This window comes from Pseudoduganella sp. R-34 (assembly GCF_049904655.1).
Classification (GTDB): domain Bacteria; phylum Pseudomonadota; class Gammaproteobacteria; order Burkholderiales; family Burkholderiaceae_D; genus Rugamonas.
The window spans coordinates 6565118-6591730 of the sequence record NZ_CP184572.1 but is presented as its reverse complement, the minus strand read 5'-3'; the positions used below and the strand labels follow the sequence as shown (position 1 = coordinate 6591730).

Sequence of the window (26613 nt, the reverse complement as noted above, 5' to 3'; positions counted from 1 at the left end):
GGGTGGTTATTTTGATGAAAAAACTGGCTATACGCCCAGCTTAGCCTTCGCCGAAGATGGCGTCGCACCCTTCCACGGTGCCTTCGACATCCCCCAGTTCGTCGACCAGTTCCAGGTCTTCGAGTTCTTCCACTGCATTGGTAAAGCTGTTGTGCTTGGTGGCGCCGATCAGGCGGTAGATCTCGCCGTCTTCATTGCGGATGCCAATCAGCAGTTTTTCCTTGCGCACCAGGTCGGCACTGGTGTTTTCCAGCAGCAGGTTGCCGGTGATTTGCTTGTCGAATTTGGCTGGCTTGATGCCGTCCAGCAGGGTGGTCTTTAACATTCTTCTCGTTCTTTATAGTGGTGTACCGGCACTGATTGTGGCCTTCAGCCCGGCCAGGGTGCGTTCCAGGGCGTCATAATCGGCGTCGCTATAGTCCGAAAACAACTGTACGCCTTTAGCGACGATAACAGGAAACACTTCGGCAAAGAGCTGCTCGCCCGCCGGGGTCAGGCGCACGAAAAAGGAGCGCTTGTCGTCGGCATTGCGTTCCCGTTCCACCAGGCCCTTCTGTTCCAGGCGTTCGATGACGCCGGTCAGGGTGCCCTTGGTGATCAGGGTGCGTTCGCCCAGCTCCTTGTAGCTCATGCCTGGGGTGTTGCCCAGTGTGGCAATGATATCGAATTGCGCGTGGGTGAGGCCAAGTTGGCGAACGTGTTCGCCGGACCACCTCTCAAACCCTTGCATGCACTCGGCCAGCAGCCGGATGCTTTTCAAATATCGTTCGCCCATGACACCGGATTATAGCGCCCGCCAGCCTCGGCCTCCATCGGTTACTATATGCAAACTCATAACAAGATGTACTAAACGCCATGCCCCTGCACGCACGCGGTATCCTTGCCCTGCTGGTGGTGACCATTGTCTGGGGCACCACCTTCCCGGCCATGAAGGATATGACCGACAACCTGTCGGCCAACTGGATCGTGTTGTCGCGCTTCGCGATTGCCGGTGTGCTGTTGTCCCCCTTCCTGCTGCGCGCCAAATGGCGTGACCTGCACTATGGCTTCCTGGCCGGCGTGCTGCTGTTCTTCTGTTACCTGACCCAGGTCGAAGGCCTGAGCCTGACTTCTTCCAACCGCAACGCCTTCATTTGCGGCCTGAACGTGCTGGTGGTGCCGCTGCTGGGTATTGCCATGGGCAAGTGGCCGGACAAGCGCATCGTGCTGGCCCTGGTCCTGGCGGTGGGCGGCCTGTTCGCCCTGTGCTGGGAGGGCAGCTTCAGCTGGAGCCGCGGCGACTCGCTGGCACTGGCGGCGGCCTTCCTGTTCGGCCTCTACATCAAGGTCATGGAGCAGTTCTCGCGCAAGGTGGACCGCCTGATGACGCTCACCGTGGCCCAGATCTGGACCGTGGCCCTGTTTGCCGGGCTGTGGATACTGCTGCGTGAAGTGCCGCGCGGGGTGATCGACGTGCCGCATGATGCGCAGGACTACTACACCTACATCTGGCAAGGCCTGGCGACCTATAAATGGAACCTGGCCTATCTTGGCGTGATCGCCACGGCGGCCATCATTTCCCTGCAAACGTGGGGGCAGAGCCACGCCACCGCCAACGAGGCAGCAGTGATCTATGCCTTCGAACCCGCCAGCGCTGCCATCTTCGGCTACTTCTGGCTGGGCGAGACGATGGGCGTGATGCAGCTGCTGGGGGCGGTACTGTTGATCTCCGGTATGATTGTCAGCCAATGGAATACCCCTGAGCGCCCGGCGTCGGCGCTTGTCCCTGAATAGAAGATGTCATTTGCCCAACTTAGTCGCCTGACCCGGGAGCAGCCGCTGCGCATGCTGCTGGTGAATGCAGGCGAACCGGACAGCCTGGCCTGGTCCGGATTGGCGCAGCCCTTGCGGCTGGCCCAGCGCCTTCTGAAGGGCGGCTTCCAGCTCGACGTGATGACGCCGTCCCAGCTGGCCGCTGCATCCGGCCTGGCCGGCGACTGGCAACTGGCCCTGCTGGTCGCGGACGAGGGGGCGGCTCGCCCGGCCGATGCCGAACTGCGCGCGGTGATCGAGTGTTGCCGCGAGGCGGAATATTGGGGCGGGGTCGGCGCCGGCGTGTTGTGGCTGGCCCAGACTGGAGCGGCGGGCGGCGCACGCATTGCCCTGCCATGGGCGCTATATGCGGAAACCGAGGATGTCACCGAGCGCGCCATACTTACACCGAACTTGTTCGAGATCGATGGGCGGCTGATTTCCTGCTGCGGCGGGGCGGCTTCGCTCGACTTTTCCCTGACCCTGATCGAGGCGCTGTTCGGCGCCAATGTGCAGGCCGAGATCAAGGAAGCCTTGTGCATCGACCGCGTGCGTTCGTCGGAAGAGCGGCAGCGGGTGGCCCTGCAGGCGCGTTTCGGGGCGCTGCAGCCCAAGCTGTCGGAGGCGGTGACCCTGATGGAGGCGAATATCGAAGAGCCGCTGTCGACCGACGATATCGCCGGGCTGGTGGGCTTGTCGCGGCGCCAGCTTGAGCGTTTGTTCAAGCAGTACCTGGGCTCGCTGCCCTCGCGCTACTACCTGGAGCTGCGCCTGCAACGGGCACGGCAATTACTTTTAGAAACAAATCATTCCATAGTGCAGGTCGGCCTGATGTGCGGATTCTCGTCGGGGTCGCACTTTTCGACCGCTTTTGGCACCTTATTTGGCAACACGCCACGCGAAGAGCGACAGCGCAAATTGCAAGGTTAAAGTCGGGGTCAGGTCTGGCAATCCGCCACTTTTTCCGCATTGCGGAAAAAGTGGCGGATTGCCAGACCTGACCCCGACTTTCAAGCTGCTTGGACAATTTTGAAAATCCTTGTCGCAGATTCAAAAGAGTTTTAGCATCCCCGCTTTTACAATGCAGTACACCTTACCATTGATGGGGATTTGCCATGAACGCCAAGCTTGACTCGACTGTTACCACCCGCCCTGTAACCCGCGCCACTTTTGACGAGGTAATCGTCCCGACTTACGCACCTGCCCAGATGGTGCCAGTGCGAGCAGCGGGCCTGGACCTGTGGGACCAGAACGGCAAGCATTACCTGGACTTCACCTCCGGCATCGCCGTCGCCTCCCTGGGCCACTGCAACCCGGTCGTGGTGGAAGCCCTGACCCGCCAAGCCAACACCCTGTGGCACCTGGGCAATGGCTACACCAATGAGCCGGTCCTGCGCCTGGCCCTGGCCCTGACCGAAGCCACCTTCGCCGACCGCGCCTTCTTCTGCAACTCCGGCGCCGAAGCCAACGAAGCGGCCCTGAAGCTGGCCCGTAAAGTCGCCCACGCCAAGTTCGGCGACAAGAAGCCGCGCATCGTGTCCTGCCTGAACTCCTTCCACGGCCGTACCCTGTTTACCGTGTCCGTCGGCGGCCAGGCCAAGTACACCGAAGGTTTCGAGCCGCTGCCGCCATCGATCGACCACATCCCTTACAACGATATCGAAGCGGCCAAGGCTGCCATCGGCGACGACGTCTGCGCCGTGATCGTTGAGCCGGTGCAGGGCGAAGGCGGCGTGATGCCGGGCAATCCAGAATACCTGAAGACTCTGCGCGAGCTGTGCGACAAGCACAACGCCGTGCTGATCTTCGACGAAGTGCAGTGCGGCATGGGCCGTACCGGTTCCCTGTTCGCTTACCAGGGCTACGGTGTGACCCCGGACATCCTGACCTCGGCCAAGGCACTGGGCAACGGCTACCCGATCGGCGCCATGCTGACCACCGACGAACTGGCCAAGCACCTGGCAGTGGGCACCCACGGCACTACCTACGGCGGCAACCCGCTGGCTGCCACCGTGGCGCTGACCGTGCTGGAAACCATCAACCAGCCAGCCTTCCTGGCCCGCGTGAAAGAGGCTTCCGAGAAGCTGATCGGCAAGCTGGAAGGCCTGGTGCGCGATTTCCCTCAGGTGTTCTCCGCCGTGCGCGGCGCCGGGCTGCTGCTGGGCCTGGTTGTGGCCGAGCCGTTCAAGGGCCGTTCCAAGGATATCCAGCGTGCTGCTGAAGCACAGGGCCTGATGATCCTGATCGCCGGTACCGACGTGGTGCGTCTGGCCCCGGCGCTGGTGGTGTCGGATGCGCAGATCGATGAGGCAGATCGCATTATTCGCCTGGCGGTTGCTGAGCTGACCAAGGCCTGAAACCGGTAACCCGGTGTCTGACCCGCAGGGTCAGACACCCATAGTGTCAGACCCCGTGGGTCTGACACAGGTTTACCGGTTTTGCTGTTTTAGAGAAGAATAAAAGAGGAGCACCCATGTACGTAGTCCGTCCGGTAGAAACCGCCGACATCGCCGCCCTCGAATCACTGGCCGCGGTCAGCATGCCGGGTGTCCATACCCTGCCGAAGACGCGTGAAAAGATCGAGCAGGCAGTCGAGCGTTCCATCGCTTCCTTCTCCGCCCACGTCGACATCCCGAGCGAAGAGTCCTACATGTTCGTGATGGAGTCGCTGGCCGACAGGAAGATCGTCGGCACCGCCGCCATCCACGCCTCCGCAGGCTCGAACGGCACCTACTTCTCCTTCCGCAATGACGTTATCCAGCAAGTCTCGCGCGACCTGAACATCAGCCACAGCGTGCACGCCTTGACGCTGTGCTCCGAGCTGACCGCCTACTCGCAGCTGTCCGGCTTTTACGTCGACGCCAGCGTGGCGCAGCGTCCGGAAGCGGCCCTGCTGTCGCGTTCCCGCCTGCTGTACGCAGTGCAGGCGCCGCACCGTTTCGGCGACCGCTTTTTCGTGCCGCTGGCCGGCCTGACCGATGAAAACGGCGGCTCGCCATTCTGGGATGCGCTGGGCCGCAAGTTCTTCAAGATGGACTTCCTGGATGCCGAACGCGTGATCGGCGGCGCCCGCAACCGCACCCTGATCGTGGAACTGATGCCGCACTACCCGGTCTACGTGCCGCTGCTGCCGGGCGATGCGCAAGCCGTGATGGGCCAGATCCACCCGAGCGGCGAACTGGCATTCAATTTGCTGACCTCCGAAGGCTTCGAAGCCGACGAGTACATCGACATCTTTGACGGCGGCCCGATCCTGCAGGCGCACAAGCATGCGCTGCGTACCTTCACCACCTCGCTGCCGCGCCGCGTGGCCAGCGCCGAAGGCACGCAAGCCAGCGACGCGGTGGCGACTTACGCCGTGTCCACCGGCCCTGACCAGCGCTTCCGCGCGGTGACCATCAACTGCGCACCGCTGGAGAATACCGATACCGTCTGCCTGTCGAAGAACGCCCAGGACATCTTGCGCGTGGAAGAGGGCGACACCGTGACCTGCGTCCGCATTTAAGAACGAGAAAACCTATGCTAGTTGTACGCGCCATTAAAGCGAGTGACCTGGACGGATTGTTCAACCTGGCCAGCCAGGTGGGCACCGGCATGACCACCCTCAAGCCGGACATGAAGATGATGGGCGACCGCGTCGCCGTGGCGGTGGCGTCCTTCGCCGAAACCATCCCGCCGGAAGAACGCGACTACATGTTCGTGATGGAAGACACCGACACCGGCCGCCTGGCCGGCGTGTGCGCCATCAAGGGCGCGGTCGGCCTGACCGAGCCTTTCTACAACTACCGCATCGGCACCCTGGTGCACTCCAGCCGCGAGCTGAACGTGTTCACCCGCATGGACACGCTGTACCTGTCCAACGACCTGACCGGCTGCTCCGAGCTGTGCTCCCTGTTCCTGCACCCGGACTACCGCCAGGGCAATAACGGCAAGCTGCTGTCCAAGAGCCGCTTCCTGTTCATCGCCCAGTTCCCGCACCTGTTCGAGCAGAAGATCATCGCCGAGATGCGCGGCTACCAGGCGGAAGACGGCAGCTCGCCTTTCTACGAAGGCCTGGGCCGCTACTTCTTCAAGATGGACTTCCACCATGTGGACGACCTGACCGCGCTGGGCAAGAAGTCCTTCATCGCCGAGCTGATGCCGCGCCAGCCGCTGTACGTCGACTACCTGCCGAAAGATGCGCAGGAAGCGATCGGCAAGGTTCACCAGGCTACCGCGCCGGCGCGCCGCCTGCTGGAGCAGGAAGGCCTGCACTACGAAGGCTATGTCGACATCTTCGACGCCGGCCCGGTGCTGCAAGCCCGCGTCTCCGAACTGCGCGCGATGCGCGACAGCGAACTGGCATCCGTCACGCGCGATACCGATACCGCGCATGCCTGCGCGCTGCACACCACCGAACCATACCTGGTGTCGAACACCGTCATGCAGGACTTCCGCATGATCCTGACCGACGCCAATCCATCCGACGGCGGCATTGACCTGTCGTCCGAAGAACAAGCGCTGCTGCATTGCCATGCCGGCGACACCGTGCGCACCCTGTCTCTCAACGTGAGGAAGAACCAGAATGTCTGAACTGAGCAATTTCATCAACGGCCAATGGAAAGCTGGCCACGGCGAGACCATCGTGACCACCAACCCGGCCACCGGCAAGCATATCTACTCGTCGAAAGAGTCGACTGCCGATGACGTGGCGGAAGCTGCGCATGCTGCGCGCGCCGCCTTCGAATCCTGGGCCTACCGTCCGCTGGAAGAGCGCATCGCCATCGTCACCAGGTTCCGCGACCTGCTGAAGGAAAACGCGGAAGAACTGGCGCAGACCATTTCGGAAGAAGTAGGCAAGCCGCTGTGGGAAGCGCGCACCGAAGTGACCACCATGGCCAACAAGGTGGACATCTCGATCACTTCCTACGGCAACCGCACCGGCGAATCGCGCAACAAGGTTGCCGATGGCGAAGCCGTGCTGCGCCACCGTCCGCACGGCGTGTTCGGCGTGTTCGGTCCTTACAACTTCCCGGGCCACCTGCCGAACGGCCACATCGTGCCTGCGCTGATCGCCGGTAACACCGTGGTGTTCAAGCCGAGCGAGTACGCACCGCGCACCGCCATCAAGACCGTCGCGCTGTGGGAAAAGGCCGGCGTGCCTGCGGGCGTGATCAACCTGGTCAACGGCGGCCGTGAAACCGGCATCGCGCTGGGCCAGAATGCGGAGATCGACGGCGTGCTGTTCACCGGCTCCAGCCAGACCGGCGCGGCGCTGCACAAGCAGTTCGGCGGCCAGCCGGGCAAGCTGCTGGCGCTGGAGATGGGCGGCAACAATCCTCTGATCGTTTGGAACCCGACGGACATCGATGCTGCCGTATTCATGGCGATTTCGTCTTCCTTCATCTCCGCCGGCCAGCGCTGCACCTGCGCGCGCCGCGTGATCGTGCAGAAGGGCGAGCAGGGCGATGCCTTCGTCAAGCGTTTCGTGGAGGTGGCGTCCAAGCTGGGCGTAGGCGCTCCGGCTGCCGAACCGGCGCCGTTCATGGGGCCTGTGGTTTCCGCCGCCGTGGCCGAAAAACTGGTGCAGGCGCAGGCCGACATGGTGGCCAAGGGCGGCAAGATGCTGCTGGAAATGCGCCAGCTGGAACCGGGCACCGGCTTTGTTTCCGCCGGCATCGTGGACACCACCGACGCTCAAGGCATTCCTGACGAAGAATGGTTCGGTCCACTGGCCCAGATCATCCGCGTCGACGATTTCGACGCCGCTATCCGGGCCGCCAACAATACCGGCTACGGCCTGGCGGCAGCCCTGCTGTCGACCGACGAATCGCTGTGGCAGAAGTTCCAGGTTCGCGCCCGCGCCGGCATCGTTAACTGGAACCGCCCGACCACCGGTGCGGCCAGCTCGGCGCCGTTCGGCGGCGTCGGCAAGTCCGGCAACCATCGTCCCAGCGCATACTATGCGGCGGACTATTGCGCCTACCCGGTCGCTTCGATCGAGAACGGCGCCCTTGAAATGCCTGCCAAGCTGTCGCCTGGCATGAACTTCTGAGGATGGCCATGCCTACTGCACGCGAATACAACTTCGACGGCCTGGTTGGCCCGTCGCATAACTACGCCGGCCTGTCGTTCGGTAACGTCGCCTCGTTCAACAACGTCAAGAGCGCGTCCAATCCGAAGCAGGCCGCCCTGCAGGGCCTGGCCAAAATGCGCGAGCTGGCCAAGCGCGGTTTCGCGCAGGCGCTGCTGCCGCCGCAGGACCGTCCGAATTTCCGCCTGCTGCGCAGCCTGGGCTACGCCGGCACCGATGCCGAAGTGATCGCACAGGCGTACAACGACTCGCCGGTGGTGCTGGCGTGCGCCTACTCGGCTTCGCCGATGTGGACTGCCAATGCCGCCACCGTCAGCCCGTCGGCCGACACGCGCGATGGCCGTGTGCACTTCACCGCTGCAAACCTGAACAACAAGCTGCACCGCGCGTTCGAGCACGTGCAGTCGGCTCGCGCCCTGCGCGCCATCTTCAAGGACGAACGCTTCTTCGCCGTGCACGACGCACTGCCTGGTACTCCGGCCTTCGGTGATGAAGGCGCGGCCAACCATACCCGCCTGTGCGACCAGCATGGCAATCCGGCCGTCGAACTGTTCGTATATGGCCGCGTGGAGTTCGACCCGAGCGCGCCGGCGCCGAAGAAGTTCCCGGCCCGCCATACGCTGGAAGCATCGAAGGCCGTGGCCCGCCTGCACGGCCTCGATCCGGCGCGCTGCGTGTTCGTGCAGCAGAATCCTGACGTGATCGACCAGGGTGTGTTCCACAACGACGTGATCGCCGTGGGTAATGGCAATGTGCTGTTCTACCATGAGCAGGCTTTCGCAGACGAGCAGGGCGCGCTGGCTTCGATCCGCGCCGCCATGCAGGACGTGGGCGCCGAGCTGGTGGCGATCCGCGTACCGACGGCCGAGGTGTCGGTGGCCGACGCGGTTTCTTCCTATCTGTTCAACACGCAGCTGCTGTCCAAGCCTGACGGCAAGATGGCCTTGGTCACGCCGCATGAGTGCCAGGAAATTCCGGCCGTGGCGGCCTTCCTGGAAAAGCTGGTCGCTTCCGGCGGCCCGGTCGATGAGCTGATCCACTTCGACCTGCGCCAGTCGATGCGCAACGGCGGTGGGCCGGCTTGCCTGCGCCTGCGCGTGGCGTTGACCGAGGCAGAGGCAGCGGCCATGCACCAGGGTGTGGTGATGACCGAAACGCTGTACCATAGCCTGGTCGCGTGGGTAGAGAAGCACTACCGCGACCATCTGGAACCGAAAGATTTGGCAGATCCGCAATTGGCTGTAGAAGTGCACACCGCATTGAAAGAGCTGGAACAGATCCTGGGCTTACCCGGCCTGTACGATCTGTAAAAACCGGTAAACCAGTGCCTGACCCGCAGGGTCAGGCACTGTCTGCGCAAAGGCCGTCGTGCAAACAGCGCCAACGGCTTGCGAGCTACCGGTTTTAAGAAAGAAGATACCCACAACGTATTTGGAGAAGCAGATGAAACAAATGCCACAAGAGTTGCGCAAGCAAACGCTCGAACTGGTCAAGGCCAGCGGCCCGATCGCCCAACTGATCGAAGCCTGGCTCGGCTCCCTGGACGACGAAGACCTGGCCGACCTGTCCCCCGGCAGCCTGGCCCCGGTCCTTGTGGAAGGTTTCACCCAGCTTGCCAAGCGCACCGCTTCCGGCTGCCAGATCGCCAAGCTCCAATACGAAGAAGCGCGCGGCGGCCACGCCACCGCGCTGCTGATCGTCAACGACGACATGCCATACCTGGTCGACTCCATCGTGATCGCCATGCGCAAGCTGCGCGTCGGCTCCAACGGCGTGCTGAACGCCGTGCTGCCGGTGCGCCGCAGCGCCGACGGCAGCGTGGAAGCCGTCGGCCAGAAAGGCGACAAGCTCGAATCGATGGTCCTGTGCCTGCTGTCCGAAAAGCTGGAAGACGGCGCACTGAAAGAACTGATCGACCGCATCGAGATGGTGGCGCGCGACGCCGCCGTCGTGAAGCGCGACCTGGCTGCAATGAAGGACCGCCTCACCGCCGTCTCTACCGACTCGGCCGGCCACGGCGAAGAAGGCCAGGAAGTCGCAGCTTTCCTGCAGTGGGCGCGCGACGAAGGCTTCGAAGTGCACGGCTATGCCTACTACCAGGTCAAGCCGGGCGCACGCGAACTGGAACGCGACATCCCTAGCCGCATCGGCGTGCTGCAGGACACCGCGCACCCGATCTACGGCACCTGCCTGGCCAATATCCCCGGCGACTTCGACACCCTGTCCAAGCGCGCCCACACCCTGTCGATCGTGAAGGCCGACGTGGGCGGCACGCTGCACCGCGACCAGTCGCTGGACTTCATCGGCGTGCGCCACACCGACGGCAAGGGCGCCATCCTGGGCGAGCATTGCTTCGTCGGCCTGTTCACCCGCGCCGCCAACCTGACCCCGCTGGCCCGCCTGCCATTCGCGCGCGGCCGCATCGCGCAAGTGCTGAAGATCGCCGGCGTGCGCGAAACCGGTTTCCGCGCCGAGAAATTCATCGAGATCCTGGAATCGCTGCCGCGCACCGAAGCGCTGGAAGCGGAACCGGAATGGCTGGCCGAAGTCTGCGGCGCCGTGGTGTCGCTGTACAAGCAGCCGCGTGCCAAGGTATTCGCCCGCCGCGACGTCTACGCCCGCCACCTGAACGTACTGGTCTACCTGCCACGCGAACGCTATTCGGCCTCCGTGGCGCACGCGCTGGCGCGCGCCCTGCAGGAAAGCTCCGGCGCCACCCATGTCAGCTCGCAAACCCTGGTGTCGGACGGTCCGCTGGCCCGCCTCTACCTGATTGCCCACGCAGCGCGCTATCCGCTGGACCTGGAAAGCGATATCCAGCGTCCGCTGCTGACGGTGCTGGACGGTTGGCATGACCAGTTCTCCGAGCTGGCCGACAAGGTCGGCGAGGAGCCGCTGCGCAACAGCCTGCGCAAGCTGTGCTCCACCCTGCCGGTCGACTATGTGGCCGCAACGCCGCCGACCGTTGCCTTCCACGACCTGGACAAGATCCTGCGCAATGGCGTGGACGAGCGCGTCGCCGTGCGCGTCGAACTGCCATCCGAAGGCAACGCCGCCACCACCATCCGCCTGTACTCGGTGGACGGCGTACCGGCCCTGTCCTCGATCCTGCCAGCGCTGCACAACGCCGGCGTGGCGATCGAGCGTGAATCGGCGCATACCATCCGCACCGCGGACGGCAAGAAGCACTACGTGACCAGCCTGGCTGTCGATGCGCAAAGCGCGCTCGAACTGTCCCGCCCTGGCGTGGTGCAGGTGGCGGAAGACCTGTTCAACGCCCTGTTCAACAACGAAGCCGAAGACGGCCGCCTGAATGGCCTGGTTGTCGAAGGCGGCCTGCGCCTGCGCGAAGTGCAGCTGGTGCGCGCTTACATGAGCTACTGGCGCCAGGCCGGCACCCAGTTCACCGTGCGCTACATGGCGGAGATCCTGCGCCGCCATCCAGCGCTGGTGAAGGAGCTGGTCGACGCATGGAAAGAGCGCTTCGATCCGGCCCTGCCGGAAGCGACCCGCACCGCAGCCAAGGACAAGCTGCTGGCCATCAAGGGCCGCTTGTCCTCGATCAACCACGCCGACTCCGAAGTGATTTTCGCGGCCATGATCGACCTGATGCTGGCAACCCTGCGCACCAACTATTTCCAGAATGCTGGACAGGGCGACAAGATCATCTTCAAGTTCGACACCAGCAGCCTGCACCTGGTGCCGGAACCGCGTCCGTTCCGCGAGATCTATGTGTTCTCGCGCCGCTTCGAAGGCGTGCACCTGCGTGGCGGCCCGGTCGCCCGCGGCGGCCTGCGCTGGTCTGACCGCATGGAAGACTACCGCACCGAGGTGCTGGGCCTGGTGAAGGCGCAGATGGTGAAGAACGCCGTGATCGTTCCTGCCGGCGCCAAAGGCGGCTTCGTCTGCAAGCAGATGCCGAAAGACGCGCCGCGCGACGTGGTGGCAGCGGAAGGCGAAGCAGTCTACCGCCTGTTCATCGCCAGCCTGCTGGAAATGACCGACAACCGCGTGCTGGGCAAGATCGTTCCGCCTGAGGACACCGTCCGCTACGACAACGACGACCCATACCTGGTGGTGGCTGCCGACAAGGGCACCGCGACCTTCTCCGACATCGCCAACAGCATCGCGGTGAAGCGCGGCTTCTGGCTGGGTGACGCCTTCGCATCGGGCGGCTCCAACGGCTATGACCACAAGAAGATGGGCATTACCGCCAAGGGCGCGTTCGAAGCGGTCAAGCGCCACTTCTACGAGATGGGCCACGACATGAACACCACCCCGTTCACCGTGGTGGGCGTGGGCGACATGTCGGGCGACGTGTTCGGCAACGGCGTGCTGCTGTCGCACCAGATCAAGCTGCTGGCGGCCTTCGACCACCGCCACATCTTCCTCGACCCGAACCCGGATACCGCGAAATCCTTCGCCGAACGCCAGCGCATGTTCGCGCTGCCGCGCTCCTCGTGGGAGGACTACAACAAGGACCTGATCTCGAAAGGTGGCGGCGTGTTCCCGCGTACCGCCCGTACCATCGAGCTCTCGGCTGAAGTGCGCGCCGCGCTGGACATCCAGGAAACCTCGCTGACGCCGGAAGAACTGATGCACCGCATCCTGCTGGCCCCAGTGGACCTGTTCTACAACGGCGGTATCGGCACCTACATCAAGTCCTCGAGTGAAACCCACGCGCAGGTGAAAGACCGCGCCAACGACAATATCCGCGTCAGCGGCAATGCGCTGCGCTGCAAGGTCGTGGCGGAAGGCGGCAACCTGGGCGCGACCCAGGCCGGCCGTATCGAATTCGCCTTGGCCGGCGGCCGCATCTTCACCGATGCGATCGACAACTCGGCTGGCGTGGATTGCTCCGACCACGAAGTGAACTGCAAGATGTGGCTGGACGTGGAAGTCAACGCCGGCCAGACCACCGAGGCAGACCGCAACCAGCTTCTGAACGACATGACCATGGAAGTGGAACGCCTGGTCCTGCGCGACAACACTCAGCAAACCCGTCTGCTGGTGCGCGAATTCCAGGCCCAGTCGGAAGCCCATGTGCAGGACGGCTATGCCGACCTGATCGCCGACCTGGAAGAAGAAGGCGCGCTGTCGCGCGAACTGGAGCACCTGCCAAGCGTGGCCGAACTGGCGCGTCGCAAGGCCGATGGCCGCGGCCTGACCACGCCGGAGCTGGCGGTGGTGATCGCCAACGTGAAGAACCGCTACAAGCGCCTGCTGTCGGCTATGCCGCTGACGGACGAAAGCTGGGCGGAGAAGGTGCTGCGTCCCTACTTCCCTGAGCAACTGGTGGCGACCCGTCCACCGCTGAACCATCCGCTGTCCAATGCCATCCTGGCGACCGTGCTGGCGAATGAAGTGGTGAACCGTTGCGGCCCATTGATGATGCGCGACCTGGCCGCTGCCAACAACTGCAGCGAGCAGGACGTGATCCTGGCGTGGGGCCAGGCATGGTCCGCGCTGGACCTGGCGCCGGTCTTCGACGATCTGGATGCCGATGCATTGAATGTGCCGCGCAACGTGGCGATGCGCGTCGATGCGCGCACCCGTGCCATGTTGAAGGCGGTGATGGAAGGCGTGTTGGGCGTGCCGAAGGATCAACTGCGCGGTGCCGGTATCGCCGAGCTGACCAAGCTGTTCGCCGATCCTTCCACCGTGCGCAAGATGGCGGCCGACGTGCAGTCGGAAGCGGCTACCCACAGCGGGCTGCGCGCTGAATTCGTGCAGGCGTGGAATGCGGTCGATGCGCTGGAAGGCGTGGCGGCGTTCGTGTTCGCCGCGCTGTCGGTCAAGCGTCCGGCGGGCATGGACCTGCCGGGCTTCCTGGCGGTTGGCATGGCGCTGCGTTCGCAGGCCGGTATCGATACGCTGGAGCGCGGGCTGAAACTGCCGGCTGTGTCGAAGTCGCAGGAACACCTGCGCAGCTACGCGCAGCAGGCCTTGCGCCGTACGCAGCAGAAATTGCTGTCGCAGGTGCTGGCTCGTGCGACCAACGGGCATGACGCGGTCGAAGCGGTCGAGCTGGTGACCTGCACCTTGGGCCTTTCGGGCTACGCGGCGTCGGCGGACCTGGAACAGGCAATGCTGGACGTGTGGGCGTTGTCGGAAGCGGTCAACGCGGTCGGCATGGCGGCCTGAAACCGGTAAACCGGCGGGGACTGGCCCTGGGTCCAGCCCCCGTCCCTCAATGCAAGTATGCGGCCGCCGCGTATAAGTGTCAGACCCTGCGGGTCTGACACTGGTTTACCGGTTTTAGCGGAGCAGAAAGTAAACAGCAACAAAAGAATGGCAGATAACCAAACCTTACCCCCCGCAGTCCGCGCCCTCGCTGAAGCAGACTTCAGCGCGGTTGCACGCAGTTTCGAACAGGCCGGCTTCGCGGTCGCCCAACCCGCCGACGGCATCCTCACCATCCGCAGCAAGCAGCAAGGCCGTCCAGCGATCCTGGTCTCGGTCGGCGTGCATGGCGACGAAACCGGCCCGATCGAACTGGTAGCCTACCTGCTCGACGCCCTCGCGCAAGAACCCCAAGCGCTGCAAGTCGACCTGATGCTCTGCGTCGGCAACATCGGCGCCATCCGCCAGGCCAAGCGCTTCATCGACGCGGACCTGAACCGCATGTTCCGCACCGAACGCGGCACCCTGGCCGGTACCGCCGAAGCCGCACGTGCCGACGTCATGATCGCCGCCACCACCGAATTCTTCGAAAGTGCCGGCAAACAACGCTGGCACCTCGACCTGCACACGGCCATCCGCCCGAGCGTCTACCCAACCTTCGCCATCGTCCCCGACCTGATTGCGGACGACGCCAAGCAGCAGCTGGTCGGCTGGCTGGGCGAAGCTGCCATCGGCGCCATCATCATGAACCCGTCGTCGGCAGGCACCTACAGCTACTACAGCGCCGAGCACCACGCCGCCGCCGGCACCACGATTGAGCTGGGCCGCATTGGCACCTTGGGCCAGAACGACCTCACGCAGTTCGAAGACGCCAAGCTGGCCCTGGACCGCCTGCTGCGCGGCAAGGCGCCGCTGCAAGCCGCCAGCGAACCGCACGTCTTCAAGGTGGCCCAGAACATCATCAAGCTGAGCGACAACTTCAAGATGGCCTTCGGCAAGGAGACGCAGAATTTCACCGCGCTGAAGAAGGGCGATGAAATTGCCCGCGACGGCGATACCGTCTACACCGTGCAGCACGACGAAGAGCTGGTGGTATTCCCCAACCCCGACGTCCGCATCGGCCTGCGGGCCGGAATGATGGTCACGCGCGTGAATTGATGGATTGCGCTACACTTTCCGGACACTCAACGGAAAGGAGTAGCGCATGTCGCTGTCCATGTATAAAGTTTCCGCGCCCGTTTTCGTGCGCGGCCTGAACGTGATGGCAGGCCTGCTGCGCAAGGCCCAAGCCCACGCCGAGGAAACCGGCAAAGTGCCGGAAACGCTATTGTCGGCCCGGCTGGCCGACGACATGCTGCCGCTGGCCGCCCAGGTCCAGCGCGCCAGCGATACCAGCAAACTCTCCATCGAACGCCTGAGCGGCATCGCCGCACCGAAATTCCCCGACAACGAAGCCAGCTTTGAGCAGCTGCAGCAGCGCATCGCGAACACGATCGCTTACATTGAAAGCGTGGGGGAGGAGCATTTCGCAAACAGCGAAACGCGCGAGGTGGCACTGAGTTTCGGCAGCTTCAGGCCAACCTTTACTGGCGAGAGCTATCTGCTGACTTTCGCGCTGCCGAATTTCTACTTCCATGTCGTGACGCTGCACGACATCTTGCGGAACCAGGGCGTCAAGATCGGCAAGATCGATTACCTGGGGCCTTACGAGGGTTAAATGCTGACGTGCAGGGCGTAGGTTGCGGCCATGGTCAGCAGGAGCACGCTCACTGAAATCGCCTTCATCGGATTGAAGCGGGTCGAAACGGTCGGGATTTTTCGGTACATGGCAGGCTCCTTCTCAGTAGCGGTTTTGCATGCTTCGCAGCTTATCAATGCATGCCCCGCCGAGCTAGGCGCAAGCCTGTATCAATAGTAAGCACTTGTAACTTTATGAGCCATCTGTTTTCCCCTTATGCCCTGGGCCCGCTGGACCTGGCGAATCGCATCGCCATCGCGCCCATGTGCCAATACTCCGCCAACGACGGCCTTGCGACCGATTGGCACATGATCCACTACGGCCACCTGGCGCTGTCCGGCGCCGGCTTGCTGATCCTGGAAGCGACAGCCATCTCGCCGGAAGGCCGCATCTCGCCGGCCGACCTGGGGCTCTGGTCGGACGAGCACCAGCGCGCGCTTGCGCCCATCGTGCAGGCGATTCGCCGCCATTCGCCGATCAAACTGGCCGTGCAGCTTGCGCATGCGGGCCGCAAGGCCTCCAGTGCGCCGCCGTTCGAAGGCGGGCAGGCCCTGGCGCCGGGGCAGGGCGGCGGCTGGCAGACGGTTGCGCCTTCCGCGCTGCCGCATGCGGCTGCTGATCCTGCGCCGCTGGCACTCGATGAAGCGGGCCTGGCCAAGGTCAAGGCCGATTTCGTGAGTTCCGCGCTGCGCGTGCATGCCCTCGGCATCGAAGCGATCGAGCTGCACGGCGCCCACGGCTACCTGCTGCACCAGTTCCTGTCGCCGCTGGCCAACCAGCGCAGCGACCAGTTCGGCGGTTCGCTGGAAAACCGCATGCGCTTCCCGCTGGAGGTGTTCGACGCCGTGCGCGGCGCCCTGCCGCGCGAAGTGGCGATCGGCATGCGCGTTTCGGCCTCGGACTGGGTCGAAGGCGGTTGGGACATCGAACAGTGCGTAGCGCTGGCGCATCAGTTGAAACGGCGCGGCGCCGACTTTATCCACGTCTCCAGCGGCGGCGTTTCGCCGTTGCAGCAGATCCCCCTCGGTCCCGGCTACCAGGTTCATTTTGCGCAGCGCATCAAGGCTGAAACGGGCATGCCAACCATTGGCGTGGGCCTGATCACCGAGCCGTTGCACGCTGAAGCGATCATCGCCAACAACCAGGCCGACATGGTGGGCTTGGCGCGCGCCATGCTGTACAACCCGCGCTGGCCATGGCATGCGGCGGCGGCCCTGGGCGCCCAGGTTGCTGCACCGCCGCAGTACTGGCGCTCCCAGCCCCGGGAATTGACAAACCTGTTCGGCGAAACGCGCCTCGGGCAGCGTTAAAACACGTGGCTCCGTGGGGCGCCCGCCACGGTTGCCATTCCGGCATCAAAATCCTTTAGGTACAGCAACTGCGAGGTCTTATAATCGTGGGGTTTTTTTGTCCTGAAGGATATGCCTGTGAATCAATCGCTGGTCCAGAAGCTGACCCGTACCAAGCCGGTCCCGGTGGAGTCGGATGCCGGCACGAGCCTGCACGGGGAGGGCCTTAGCCGCTCCATCGGGCTGTTTTCGCTGACGATGATTGGCGTCGGCGCCACGATCGGCACCGGTATTTTCTTCACCATGGTCGAAGCGGTGCCGAAAGCTGGCCCCTCCGTCGTGCTGTCTTTCCTGCTGGCCGCGCTGACCGCCGGCCTGACCGCCCTGTGCTACGCCGAGCTGTCCTTCCGTGTGCCTGCAGCCGGTTCCGCCTACTCTTTCGCCTACCGCACGCTGGGCGAGTTCATGGCCTTCATCGTCGCCTTTTGCCTATTGCTCGAATACGGGCTTGCCGCCAGTGCAACGGCGATTGGCTGGTCCGACTACCTGAACAACTTCCTGGTCAACGCCTTCCATTGGCAGATCCCGGAAAACCTGCGCTCGCCGATGATCGTCTCCACCCCGAACGGAACGGTGTGGCATATGGATCACTTCAACCTGCCGCCAGTGATCCTGGTGGCGCTGTGCTGCTTCCTGCTGGTGCGCGGCGCCAAGGAATCGGCTACCGCCAACGCCATCATGGTGATGATCAAGCTGGCGATCCTGATCTTCTTCTGTGCCGTCGCCTTTACCGGCTTCGACACCAATAACTTCACGCCATTCCTGAAGCCGACGCCAGGCGAATGGCTGCCGGGCGCCAGCGGCATTGCCGCCGCAGCAGGAACCGTGTTCTTCTCCTTTATCGGCCTGGACACCATCGCAACCGCCGGCGAGGAAGTGCGCAACCCGAAGCGCAACGTCCCGATCGGCATCATTGCCGCGCTGCTGCTGGTGACCGTGTTCTACATGCTGGTCGCCATGGCCGCCATGGGCGCGCAGCCGGCCCATATGTTCGAAGGCCAGGCCGCCGGCCTGTCCGTGATCCTGCAGAACGTGACCGGCAAGGCCTGGCCTGCGCTGATCCTGTCGGCCGGCGCCGTGATCTCGGTCTTCTCCGTGACCCTGGTAACGATCTACGGCCAGACCCGTATCCTGTATGCGATCGCCAAGGATGGCCTGGTGCCAAAGGCATTCCAAAGCGTGAATCCAAAGTCCCATTCGCCTGTTGCCAATACGCTGATCGTCAGCGTGGTGGTTGGCATTGTCGCCGGCCTCGTCGATTCCACCTTCCTGTGGGACATGGTATCGATGGGCACCCTGACTGCCTTTATCGTGGTATCGATTGCGGTGCCGGTGCTGCGTTCGCAGGAGCGCGCAGCTGGCACATACAAGAAGGGCGGTTTCCGCGTTCCTTTCGGCCCGTATTTCGTGCCGGGCCTGAGCATCGTCGCCTGCGGCTACCTGATGATCAACCTGTCGCACGCCACCAAGATGATTTTCACTATCTGGATGGTCGTTGCGGTGCTAACCTACTTCATCTACGGAATCCGGAACTCCAGGCTTAACAAGGTATAAACAATGCAGGTCAAAGCAATCGCCCACACAGCATTCCTGGCTACGGCCATAATCTCTGGGGCGGTTGCCCAGGCGGGGTCTCCGGGCTCCGCCATCCGCGACTACCGCTCGGTTGCGATTTCCCCAGCCGGCGACCGCGTCGTGTCGCTGGAATCCATCGACACCGGCAATGGCAAGCGCCCGCACCCCACCGTGGTCGTTCGCAATGCCGCGACCGGCGCCATCGCCGCCGAATTCGATCCTTGCTCCACATGCAGTTATGACAAGCCGTCCTGGTCGCCGGACGGCAAGGCGCTGGCCTTTGTCGCCAGCGACAAGCGCGCTTCTTCGGCGTGGCTGTACATCGCAACCGGCGGCAAGGCGCGAGCACTGGCCACCGTGCAAGGTGTCGCCAGTACCGCGCGCTGGTCTCCGGACGGACGTACGCTATCGCTGCTGGCCACCATCGGCGCGAAAAAGGAAACCGGCGCGACGGCTGCCGGCGCGCGCCTGGTAGGAGAGATCGGCGCAGAGGAAGATGCGCAGCGCATCGCCACCATTCCGGCCGCTGGCGGCACGCTCAAGCTGGTGTCGCCTGCCGATACCTTCATCTACGAATACGACTGGACGCCGGACGGCAAGGGTTTCATTGCCAGCAGCGCCAAAGGCAATGGAGACAACAACTGGTGGATGGCCAAGCTTTCCCAAATTGATGCCGCCAGCGGCGCACTGCGCATCGTGGCCAGCCCTGCCACGCAGCTGAACATGCCGCGGGTCTCGCCCGATGGCCGCACCGTGGCCTTCATTGGCGGCTTGATGAGCGACTTCGGCTCTGTGGGCGGCGACGTCTACACGGTGCCGCTGGCGGGCGGCGAGCCGGTCAACCTGACGCCTGGCTTCAAAGGCACCTTCAATACGCTCGCATGGCGCGGCAAGGACTTGCTGGCCAATGCCCTGATGGGCGAGAAGTCGACCGTGCTGTCCCTGGATCCGCAGGGCCATAGCACGATCCTGCGCTCCGTCGCCGCGTCGACCGGCGCAGGCGACGGACGCATGTCGTTCAGCGACGACGGCAGCAAGGCCGCCGCACTGCAGGAAGACTTCGAGCACGCACCCGCCATCGTGGCCGGCCCGGTTGGCGCCATGCGCGCGATCACCGACGACAATGCCCACCTGGCACCGCAAGTCGCGGTACAGAATATCAGTTGGAAGAGCGAAGGCTTTAACGTACAGGGCTGGCTGATCGGTCCCCGCACCCTGGTGCCGGGAAAGAAATATCCAATGATCGTGCAGGTGCACGGCGGTCCTGCTGCCGCGGCATCGCCGCGCTACATATCGCCGGGCGAGCAGGGCAACCCGCTGCTGCGCGAACTGGTGGAGAAGGGCTATTTCGTCTTCCTGCCCAATCCGCGCGGCAGCTTCGGGCAGGGCCAGGACTTCGCCCGCGCCAATCGCCGCGACTTTGGCGGCGGCGACCTGCGCGACATCCTGGCCGGCATCGACGCCGCGGCGGATGCGGCACCGGTCGATGCCAATCGCTTGGGGCTCATGGGCCACTCCTACGGCGGCTTCATGACCATGTGGGGAGTGACGCATTCGCAGCGTTTCAAGGCCGCCGTTGCCGGCGCCGGCATCGCGAACTGGATCTCCTACTACGGCCAGAACGGCATCGACCAGTGGATGATTCCATTCTTCGGAGCTTCCGCTTACGACGACCCGGCGATCTACCGCCAATTGTCGCCGATCGAGTCGATCAAGGTGGCGCGCACCCCAACGCTGGTGTACGTCGGAGAACGCGATGTCGAATGCCCGCCCGTGCAGTCGATGGAGTTCTGGCACGGCCTGAAGGCGATGGGCGTGCCGACCTCGCTGGTGATCTACGAGGGCGAAGGCCACAGCATCCGCGAGCCGGAGCACCAGCAGGACCTGCGCAAGCGCACCATCGAATGGTTTGGACGTTACCTGGGCGAGTAAGCGAGCGATGCGATTGCGGTACAAGATGATGACGGCCCTGCTGGCGACAGGGCTTGGTTCTGTGGCCCTGGTGGGCGCGGTGGCCTACGTCAGCGTAAACTACAAGGTCGACTCGCTGCGCCGGCAGCAGGCGGCAGAGCATTTCCATACCTACATGACGGCCTACCTGGCCGAGTATGGCGACTGGCAGACCGCCATCGCAACGGAATCCTTCGACCGCTTCGTGCGGCGCCAGGAAGGCGAGCGGCGTGGCGGCGCCGAGCTGCCCAGCGAAATGCTGGAGCGCATGCCGCCGCGCATCAACAACCAGGCGCGATATGCGCCGCCGCCGCAGGCCGGCATCTATGTGCCGCGCGAAGGCGGCGGACCACCGCCGGATCCGAACTTGCCTGCCGCGCGCCGCAGCAGCGGCACCCCCGCACCGGATGGAGGCTTCCCGCCGCCTGATTATCGCGGTGCGCCGCCAGATCCCACCTTGCCCGCTGTCCGGCGCCCGCCGCGCGATGGCTTTGGTCCTATGCCGGAAGCGCGAGAGCAGCACCCGCCGGGCGAGATTCCCGGTCCGCCGCCGCGCCGCGACGGACCGCCTCCGTTCCGCTTCATCCTGACCGATGCTGGCTACCGTGTGCTGCTTGGCGGCGGGCAGCTCCACTATGGCGAAGCACTGCCCGAAAACCTGCGTTCTTCGGCGCGTGCCATCGTGGTAAAGAACCAGACCGTCGCCTACATGTCCTCGGAGGGCACGCTGGCACCGACGCCGCAGGAACAGAAATACCTGGATGCCCTGTACAACTCGCTGTTGTGGGGCATTGCCGCCGCGGCAGGCCTGGCAACGCTGCTCGGCGTGCTGCTGAGCCGCGGCCTGTCGCGCAGCCTGAGCGGCCTTACCAGGGCCGCCAAGCGCATGCAGAAAGGCGAGCTGCGGCAGGAGGTGCCGGTGCAGGGCAAGGACGAAGTAGCCGCACTGGCAACTGCCTTCAACGCCATGAGCGCGCAACTGGCGCACAGCCACGAAGAGCTCAATACCTCGCACGCCACTATCCTCGAACAGGCGGAGCAGCTGCGCGAACTCAGTATCCGCGACGCCCTGACGCAACTCTATAACCGCCGTCACTTCGACGAGCAGGCCAACACCCTGTTCAACCAGGCGGTGCGGCACAAGCGCCCGCTGGCGCTGGTCATCTGCGATATCGACCACTTCAAGAAGATCAACGACACTTATTCGCATGCCACCGGCGACACTGTGCTGCGCCACGTCGGCAGCATCTTGCGCAAGCATATGCGCCTGTCGGACCTGGTTGCGCGCTACGGCGGCGAGGAGTTCGTCATGGCCTTCCCCGAAACCGGAGGACCGCAAGCTGTTGCCTTATGCGACAAGCTGCGTGCGCTGATTGAGGGCTTCCCATGGCATGAAGTACATCCGGACCTGAAGGTGACCATGAGCATGGGCGTCTACGCCGACATCGCGGCCGGCAGCGCCGAGACCATGCTGCAAAAGGCTGATGCGCTGCTTTACCGCGCAAAGGAATCGGGCCGCAACCGGGTCTGCCACGCTTGAAGCCAGGTGGTATCCTTGCCCTTTCATCAATGCATAGGACACGAACCAGTGCGTATCGTCTCAAGCTTTGTTCTCGCCGCAGCAATCAGCCAGCATGCTTTCGCAGCGCCTGATGTCGTTCCGGTCGAACTGATTAACGGACTTCCATTCATCAACGTCGCGGTCGGGGCTGCATCGACCCGTGCCATGTTCGATTCCGGCGGCAAGCTTGGCATATCGCTGCCTGCCGCGGTCATCGAGAAGGCGGGCACGGTCAAGGTCCTCGACGAAAAGAAGAAGTTCAAGGACATTCACGGTAACGTTTATGAGGTGCCGCGCCTCCTGGCTGAAAAAGTCATTGTTGGTTCGACCCTGCTCGCGCCGGTGGCCGGCCAGGTCCACACGACATGGGGAGGCGCTCCGGAAGGACCCGAAGCTGAACTGACACGGGCGCGTGAAGGCGGTTCGATCGGCCTTGAGGCATTCGCCAACTTCCCGCTGCTGTTCGATTACAAGAGGCGGACCATGTCGATCCTCGATGCCGAACAGGCGGCCCTGCTCGGGACGCCGGAGTGGCGCTCGCTTGATCTGCGATACGGCGGAGAAGGTCCGGTGGTAACCTTGGTCGCGGGCGGCAAGCAGCTCAAGTTCGTGCTGGATACCGGCGCGCAGGTCAACCTTGTCAAGCGCGGCCTGGCTTGCAACACGGCTCAGGCTTGCGAGTTGCGCGACATCAGCGGATCGCTGATGCTGGATATGAAGGTCTATCACACCAACCTCGATGGCGCACCGTTTGACGGAATCCTGGGCGCGCCCTTTTTCCGCGGTCATCGCGTTGTGTTTGATGTGAAAGGCGGGAAGTTGTACGTCGCACCGAACAAGGCTTGATTGGAAACCGAATGAAAATTGTCCATCCTGCGGCGTTGATCCTGGCGCTCGCCTTGTTGCCGTCACATGCGGCGGAGCCGGCGGCAAACTCGGCATCGATTCGCCAGGAGCATGGCGACAACGTGGCGGTCATCCGCGGCGAGACCGGAATCGCAGTCATGAACGGCGAAACGGTGGAGCTGAAGGACCGTATCGTCTACGTCAACGGGCGCTCGTTCGGCACTGTTCCCCGCGACTGCGAGATCAAATACGTCGTGTCCGGTGAGAAGCGGACCCTGTATGTCGACGGCAAGATTCGCGAACGGCTAGCGGGCAAATAAGTCGCCGGCAGAAAAGATGCGGTTCATCTCTTTGGCCGGAATGGCCTCTTCTGCATAGCTGAAAGTGCCGGAAGACTGCACTTCGGTTGCCGCGCGCAGCAAGGCGCCATAAGCTGCGCGGGCCAGCGAACCGCCCAGGCTCACGCGGGCCACGCCAAGCTCGCGCAGTTCGTCAACAGTGAGCTGGACACCCTGGAATCCCATGATCACGTTCAGCGGCCGGTCAACTGAGGACACGATGGCACGGATATCGTCTTTCGACTGGATGCCAGGCGCGAACAGCACGTCCGCGCCCGCTTCCTGGTAGGCCTGCAGGCGCTGGATCGTGTCCCTGAGGTCCGGGCGCCCGTATAGGTAGTTTTCCGCGCGAGCCGTCAGCATGAATTTGAAGCCGAGCGACCGGGCTGCCTGTGCCGCTGCGCGAATCCTTTCGGCAGCCAGGCCGATATCGTAGACCGGCTGGCCGGCATTGCCGCTGGCATCCTCGATGGAACCGCCGACCACACCCGCCCTGGCAGCTTCGATGATGGCCCGGGCTGCCGCTTCCGGTGCGTCTCCGAAGCCGTTCTGCAGGTCCGCAGAGACTGGAAGGTCGGTGGCGGCGGCCAGCTCGGCCAAGTGCGGCATCATGGCCTGCGCGTCGACACTCAGGTCGCTGCGCCCTTGGGAAAAAGCGTAGCCGGCGCCGGTGGAGGCCAGCGCCCTGAAGCCGAGATGCTGCAGCAATCGCGCCGAGCCGCAATCCCACGGGTTGGGAATGACAAAACAGGCGCCGTTCCTATGCAGTGCTTCGAACTCCTTCGATTTCTCAAGCTGGCTTTTCATGATGTCCTCAAATTGGCGGAAGCCCGTGCATGGCGCGGGCCTTGTTGCATTCAGGGGTGTATTCGGTGAAGTCGCGGCAGGTGGAGGAGCGTTCGGCGTAGATGCTGCAGCCGACAGCCTTGCCCACCTCCCCTTCAAGCGCGATGCAGCGCACCGGCCTGGATTCCGTGCCGCGCATGGCGGCACGGTGAGGCGTGATGGGTACCGTCAGGTGTGCGGGAACAGCTTCGCCCCAGTAGAACGAAACCCTGAAACTGGCGCAGCATGCGCCGCAGCTTTGGCAGTGCGACATCCCATTCCTCAATCACCGTTTGCAACGTTGCGAACAATCGCTTCACTATGAACGATGATTTTATCCGCATCTGCCTGGAGCAGGCGGATGCGTCGCTGCACCAGCGGCCAGCCGGACCAGGCGACTTCCGGCTCGGCAAGCGGCTCGCGGCGCAGCGGTGCTGCCGGAGGCGTGGCGCCGGTATGGCGCGACAGTGCCACCGTCAGCGTGCGGCATACGGAGGCGTGGCTGGCATCCAGCATGGCATTTACCGCATCGCTCGGGATGTCGCGCACGTGGCGGCGCAGGATCGCGCGCAGGGCGGCAACGTGCGCCACCAGCAAGTAGTTCTGCACGATGAACAGGTTGATGTCCTCCGCCGCGCGCTGCTTGCTTTCCGGCTCATCCAGCATGCGCACCAGCGCGGCGCTCAGCGCGGCCAGCGAATCCATCAGCCGCTTGCGCTGGATGCGATAAATGAAGTCGTTGCGGTACTTCCCTTGCAGCAGGTCGAAGCTGGCTTCCATATAGCTCAGGTTCACCGACAGCACTTGCCTGATCAGGTGCGGCAGCGATTGGTATTCCCAGTTCGCGAGCACGAAGCTGAAGGCAGTCGCGATCGCGGCGCCGACGAAGGTGTCCACCAGGCGCTCGGAGATCAGGTTGCTGCTTGGCGCGACCAGGTACATCCACAGCAGGATCATCACCGACACTGCAATCGCCGCGTAGCGGTAGCGCAGGTAGATGAAGGTCGGGGTGGCGATGCAGGACAGCACCAGCACCGTCAGGATTGCCGCCGGGTGGTCCATGAACTTCAGCACCACGGCCGTGATGATGCAGCCGATGATGGTGCCGACAATGCGGTCCGAGCGGCGCTGCTTGGTCATGCTGAAGCTGGGCTTCAGGATGATAACGATGGTCAGCACGATCCAGTAGCTGTGTGCCTTGTACGGCAGCATCGCGCCGATCGCCAGCCCGGCGGCAATCGCCATCGATACCCGCAAGGCGAAACGGAAGATCGGCGAATCCATGCGGAAGTGCGACAGCATGAGCTGCAGTTCGTACTTCTGCTGCGACAGGAAGGGCTGCATGTCCATGTCGCGCCAGAACGGCGTGTCTTCGTAGACCTTCTGGCTCGACACGTGCAGCTCGCCGATCATGCGGATGATGGCGGTGATCTTGTTGCGCTGCGCGCGCAGCACGGTGACCGCTTCACGCCGCGGCTTGCCGGCATCCAGGTCGTCCTGCAGGCCGGCGATCTGCTGCTCGAGCGCCGCCAGTTCGGGCGTGTAGTCGACTTCCGGGTAGGAAGCGCGCTTGCGGGTCACGGCATACGCGACGGATTCGATATCGCGCGCCGCCTTGTACGCCAAGTCGTGCAGGGTGCGCAGCGCGGGGGAGTCGAGCAGGTGGGTACGCAGCGACGCATAATCGGTGTGCGTGGCGAGCACCTGCTCGTACAGGTCCAGCATGCAGACGTGGATCTGCACCACCACCGCATCCTTGCGGTTGTTGTGCGCGCGCAGGATCAGGTCGCGCGAGGCCTGCTGGCGGTCCGCCAGCAGGGCCTGGTGGCGCACCAGCTTGTTGAACTGCTCGGTGAGGTTGTAGCGCGTGTCGTAGAAGTCGGCCTTGATGTCGATATAGGCCGCCAGCTCAAACAGCGCCTCCGCCAGCACCTGCTGCTTGATGCGGTGGCGCAGCACCCAGGCAATGCCCATGGCATAGGCCAGGTAAGCCAGTGCGCCAAGCATGAACAGGCCGGCGTGCGCGAACGACTGGGCCGGCGTCAGCACATGCTCGGTCGACATGGTCATGATGAACAGCGTCGCCAGTTGCAGCGGCATCGACTTCTTGCCATACACGACCATCATGCTGGCGAAGAAGCTCACCGCCACCAGCATCGGCATCAGCAGCCAGTAATAAGGCCCGCACAGGCTGATCAGCAGGGTGACGGCGGTGCATAGCAGCACCGATGCCATCATCTCGTTGAATTTGTGGCGCAGCGGGCTTGGCATGTCCATCAACGCAGTGCACAGCGCGCCAATGCCGATCGACATCGCGGTATGCGTGTCGGTCAGCCACATGGCCAGCGCAATAACGCCCACCAGGCCGGCGCCGAAGCGCAGGCCCAGGTGGAAGTAGTGACTGTAGAAGAAGGTGCGGGGGTCTAGTGCGTAGTGCATGGTCC

Annotated in this window: 21 protein-coding genes; 16 read left to right on the top strand and 5 right to left on the bottom strand. The window is 63.6% G+C overall.

From position 1 onward, the window contains the following. Positions 1–40 precede the first annotated feature (40 nt). A complete protein-coding gene (locus tag ACN9MW_RS30260) occupies positions 41–325 on the bottom strand; it encodes a hypothetical protein (protein ID WP_130309964.1) in 285 nt (94 codons plus the stop codon). A gap of 12 nt (positions 326–337) precedes the next feature. Beyond that, positions 338–775 carry a MarR family winged helix-turn-helix transcriptional regulator gene (locus ACN9MW_RS30255; RefSeq protein ID WP_426165921.1) on the bottom strand — a complete coding sequence of 146 codons (438 nt, stop codon included), beginning with the start codon at positions 773–775 and terminating at the stop codon, positions 338–340. A gap of 80 nt (positions 776–855) precedes the next feature. Here ACN9MW_RS30255 and ACN9MW_RS30250 point away from each other — a divergent pair, with 80 nt between their 5' ends. From ACN9MW_RS30250 to ACN9MW_RS30175, 16 genes are all read left to right on the top strand, one after another. Next, positions 856–1773: a DMT family transporter gene (locus ACN9MW_RS30250; RefSeq protein ID WP_426165918.1), complete on the top strand. Its 918-nt coding sequence runs from the start codon at positions 856–858 to the stop codon at positions 1771–1773. 3 nt (positions 1774–1776) lie between these two features. Then, positions 1777–2721, top strand: a complete 945-nt coding sequence (locus ACN9MW_RS30245; protein ID WP_426165916.1) for a GlxA family transcriptional regulator — start codon at positions 1777–1779, stop codon at positions 2719–2721. Between the two features lie 185 nt (positions 2722–2906). Further along, positions 2907–4148, top strand: coding sequence for an acetylornithine/succinyldiaminopimelate transaminase (locus ACN9MW_RS30240; RefSeq protein ID WP_426165914.1), 1242 nt, complete (start codon positions 2907–2909; stop codon positions 4146–4148). Positions 4149–4264: 116 nt separating this feature from the next. Beyond that, the gene (locus ACN9MW_RS30235; protein WP_426165912.1) at positions 4265–5296 is read left to right on the top strand and encodes an arginine N-succinyltransferase; all 1032 of its coding nucleotides are present in this window, start codon (positions 4265–4267) and stop codon (positions 5294–5296) included. Positions 5297–5310: 14 nt separating this feature from the next. Then, positions 5311–6363 carry an arginine N-succinyltransferase gene (gene astA, locus ACN9MW_RS30230; RefSeq protein ID WP_426165910.1) on the top strand — a complete coding sequence of 351 codons (1053 nt, stop codon included), beginning with the start codon at positions 5311–5313 and terminating at the stop codon, positions 6361–6363. After that, the gene (astD, locus tag ACN9MW_RS30225) at positions 6356–7825 is read left to right on the top strand and encodes a succinylglutamate-semialdehyde dehydrogenase (protein ID WP_426165908.1); all 1470 of its coding nucleotides are present in this window, start codon (positions 6356–6358) and stop codon (positions 7823–7825) included. Before astA ends, astD begins: the two co-directional genes overlap by 8 nt. An 8-nt stretch (positions 7826–7833) precedes the next feature. Further along, positions 7834–9174, top strand: a complete 1341-nt coding sequence (gene astB, locus ACN9MW_RS30220; RefSeq protein ID WP_426165906.1) for an N-succinylarginine dihydrolase — start codon at positions 7834–7836, stop codon at positions 9172–9174. A gap of 133 nt (positions 9175–9307) precedes the next feature. Beyond that, positions 9308–14008 (top strand): NAD-glutamate dehydrogenase domain-containing protein, encoded by a 4701-nt coding sequence (locus ACN9MW_RS30215; RefSeq protein ID WP_426165904.1) that lies wholly within the window; start codon positions 9308–9310, stop codon positions 14006–14008. 147 nt (positions 14009–14155) lie between these two features. Beyond that, complete coding sequence (locus ACN9MW_RS30210; protein ID WP_426165902.1) at positions 14156–15145, top strand: succinylglutamate desuccinylase; 990 nt, start codon at positions 14156–14158, stop codon at positions 15143–15145. Between the two features lie 46 nt (positions 15146–15191). After that, a complete protein-coding gene (locus tag ACN9MW_RS30205) occupies positions 15192–15704 on the top strand; it encodes a DUF1993 domain-containing protein (RefSeq protein WP_426165900.1) in 513 nt (170 codons plus the stop codon). A gap of 215 nt (positions 15705–15919) precedes the next feature. Then, positions 15920–17035, top strand: a complete 1116-nt coding sequence (locus ACN9MW_RS30200; protein ID WP_426165898.1) for an NADH:flavin oxidoreductase/NADH oxidase — start codon at positions 15920–15922, stop codon at positions 17033–17035. A 117-nt stretch (positions 17036–17152) separates the two neighbouring features. Next, the gene (locus tag ACN9MW_RS30195) at positions 17153–18628 is read left to right on the top strand and encodes an APC family permease (RefSeq protein WP_426165896.1); all 1476 of its coding nucleotides are present in this window, start codon (positions 17153–17155) and stop codon (positions 18626–18628) included. Between the two features lie 3 nt (positions 18629–18631). Then, positions 18632–20581 (top strand): S9 family peptidase, encoded by a 1950-nt coding sequence (locus tag ACN9MW_RS30190; protein WP_426165894.1) that lies wholly within the window; start codon positions 18632–18634, stop codon positions 20579–20581. 7 nt (positions 20582–20588) lie between these two features. Beyond that, on the top strand, positions 20589–22139 hold the full coding sequence (locus tag ACN9MW_RS30185; RefSeq protein ID WP_426165892.1) for a diguanylate cyclase: 1551 nt from the start codon (positions 20589–20591) through the stop codon (positions 22137–22139). 48 nt (positions 22140–22187) lie between these two features. Further along, the gene (locus ACN9MW_RS30180; protein ID WP_426165890.1) at positions 22188–23006 is read left to right on the top strand and encodes a hypothetical protein; all 819 of its coding nucleotides are present in this window, start codon (positions 22188–22190) and stop codon (positions 23004–23006) included. 11 nt (positions 23007–23017) lie between these two features. Beyond that, positions 23018–23326 carry a hypothetical protein gene (locus tag ACN9MW_RS30175; protein ID WP_426165888.1) on the top strand — a complete coding sequence of 103 codons (309 nt, stop codon included), beginning with the start codon at positions 23018–23020 and terminating at the stop codon, positions 23324–23326. Here ACN9MW_RS30175 and ACN9MW_RS30170 read toward each other — a convergent pair. Genes ACN9MW_RS30170 through ACN9MW_RS30160 form a run of 3 tightly spaced genes read right to left on the bottom strand, consistent with a single transcriptional unit; the run spans position 23312 to position 26608 of the window. Next, positions 23312–24151 (bottom strand): isocitrate lyase/PEP mutase family protein, encoded by an 840-nt coding sequence (locus tag ACN9MW_RS30170; protein WP_426165886.1) that lies wholly within the window; start codon positions 24149–24151, stop codon positions 23312–23314. The two genes, ACN9MW_RS30175 and ACN9MW_RS30170, sit on opposite strands and share 15 nt — an antisense overlap. 7 nt (positions 24152–24158) lie before the next feature. Then, positions 24159–24443: a YkgJ family cysteine cluster protein gene (locus ACN9MW_RS30165; RefSeq protein ID WP_426165884.1), complete on the bottom strand. Its 285-nt coding sequence runs from the start codon at positions 24441–24443 to the stop codon at positions 24159–24161. A gap of 8 nt (positions 24444–24451) precedes the next feature. Then, positions 24452–26608, bottom strand: coding sequence for an FUSC family membrane protein (locus ACN9MW_RS30160; RefSeq protein ID WP_426165882.1), 2157 nt, complete (start codon positions 26606–26608; stop codon positions 24452–24454). Positions 26609–26613: the final 5 nt, after the last annotated feature.

What these genes read in the sequence shown, in the direction of transcription:
- ACN9MW_RS30190 (WP_426165894.1), top strand. Translation starts at nt 18,632, where the DNA reads ATGCAGGTCAAAGCAATCGCCCACACAGCATTCCTGGCTACGGCCATA.
- ACN9MW_RS30170 (WP_426165886.1), bottom strand. Translation starts at nt 24,151, where the DNA reads ATGAAAAGCCAGCTTGAGAAATCGAAGGAGTTCGAAGCACTGCATAGG.
- ACN9MW_RS30185 (WP_426165892.1), top strand. Translation starts at nt 20,589, where the DNA reads ATGCGATTGCGGTACAAGATGATGACGGCCCTGCTGGCGACAGGGCTT.
- ACN9MW_RS30215 (WP_426165904.1), top strand. Translation starts at nt 9,308, where the DNA reads ATGAAACAAATGCCACAAGAGTTGCGCAAGCAAACGCTCGAACTGGTC.
- ACN9MW_RS30165 (WP_426165884.1), bottom strand. Translation starts at nt 24,443, where the DNA reads ATGTCGCACTGCCAAAGCTGCGGCGCATGCTGCGCCAGTTTCAGGGTT.
- astA (WP_426165910.1), top strand. Translation starts at nt 5,311, where the DNA reads ATGCTAGTTGTACGCGCCATTAAAGCGAGTGACCTGGACGGATTGTTC.
- ACN9MW_RS30160 (WP_426165882.1), bottom strand. Translation starts at nt 26,608, where the DNA reads ATGCACTACGCACTAGACCCCCGCACCTTCTTCTACAGTCACTACTTC.
- ACN9MW_RS30255 (WP_426165921.1), bottom strand. Translation starts at nt 775, where the DNA reads ATGGGCGAACGATATTTGAAAAGCATCCGGCTGCTGGCCGAGTGCATG.
- ACN9MW_RS30205 (WP_426165900.1), top strand. Translation starts at nt 15,192, where the DNA reads ATGTCGCTGTCCATGTATAAAGTTTCCGCGCCCGTTTTCGTGCGCGGC.
- ACN9MW_RS30175 (WP_426165888.1), top strand. Translation starts at nt 23,018, where the DNA reads ATGAAAATTGTCCATCCTGCGGCGTTGATCCTGGCGCTCGCCTTGTTG.
- astD (WP_426165908.1), top strand. Translation starts at nt 6,356, where the DNA reads ATGTCTGAACTGAGCAATTTCATCAACGGCCAATGGAAAGCTGGCCAC.
- ACN9MW_RS30250 (WP_426165918.1), top strand. Translation starts at nt 856, where the DNA reads ATGCCCCTGCACGCACGCGGTATCCTTGCCCTGCTGGTGGTGACCATT.
- ACN9MW_RS30245 (WP_426165916.1), top strand. Translation starts at nt 1,777, where the DNA reads ATGTCATTTGCCCAACTTAGTCGCCTGACCCGGGAGCAGCCGCTGCGC.
- ACN9MW_RS30200 (WP_426165898.1), top strand. Translation starts at nt 15,920, where the DNA reads ATGAGCCATCTGTTTTCCCCTTATGCCCTGGGCCCGCTGGACCTGGCG.
- ACN9MW_RS30210 (WP_426165902.1), top strand. Translation starts at nt 14,156, where the DNA reads ATGGCAGATAACCAAACCTTACCCCCCGCAGTCCGCGCCCTCGCTGAA.
- ACN9MW_RS30235 (WP_426165912.1), top strand. Translation starts at nt 4,265, where the DNA reads ATGTACGTAGTCCGTCCGGTAGAAACCGCCGACATCGCCGCCCTCGAA.
- ACN9MW_RS30260 (WP_130309964.1), bottom strand. Translation starts at nt 325, where the DNA reads ATGTTAAAGACCACCCTGCTGGACGGCATCAAGCCAGCCAAATTCGAC.
- ACN9MW_RS30240 (WP_426165914.1), top strand. Translation starts at nt 2,907, where the DNA reads ATGAACGCCAAGCTTGACTCGACTGTTACCACCCGCCCTGTAACCCGC.
- astB (WP_426165906.1), top strand. Translation starts at nt 7,834, where the DNA reads ATGCCTACTGCACGCGAATACAACTTCGACGGCCTGGTTGGCCCGTCG.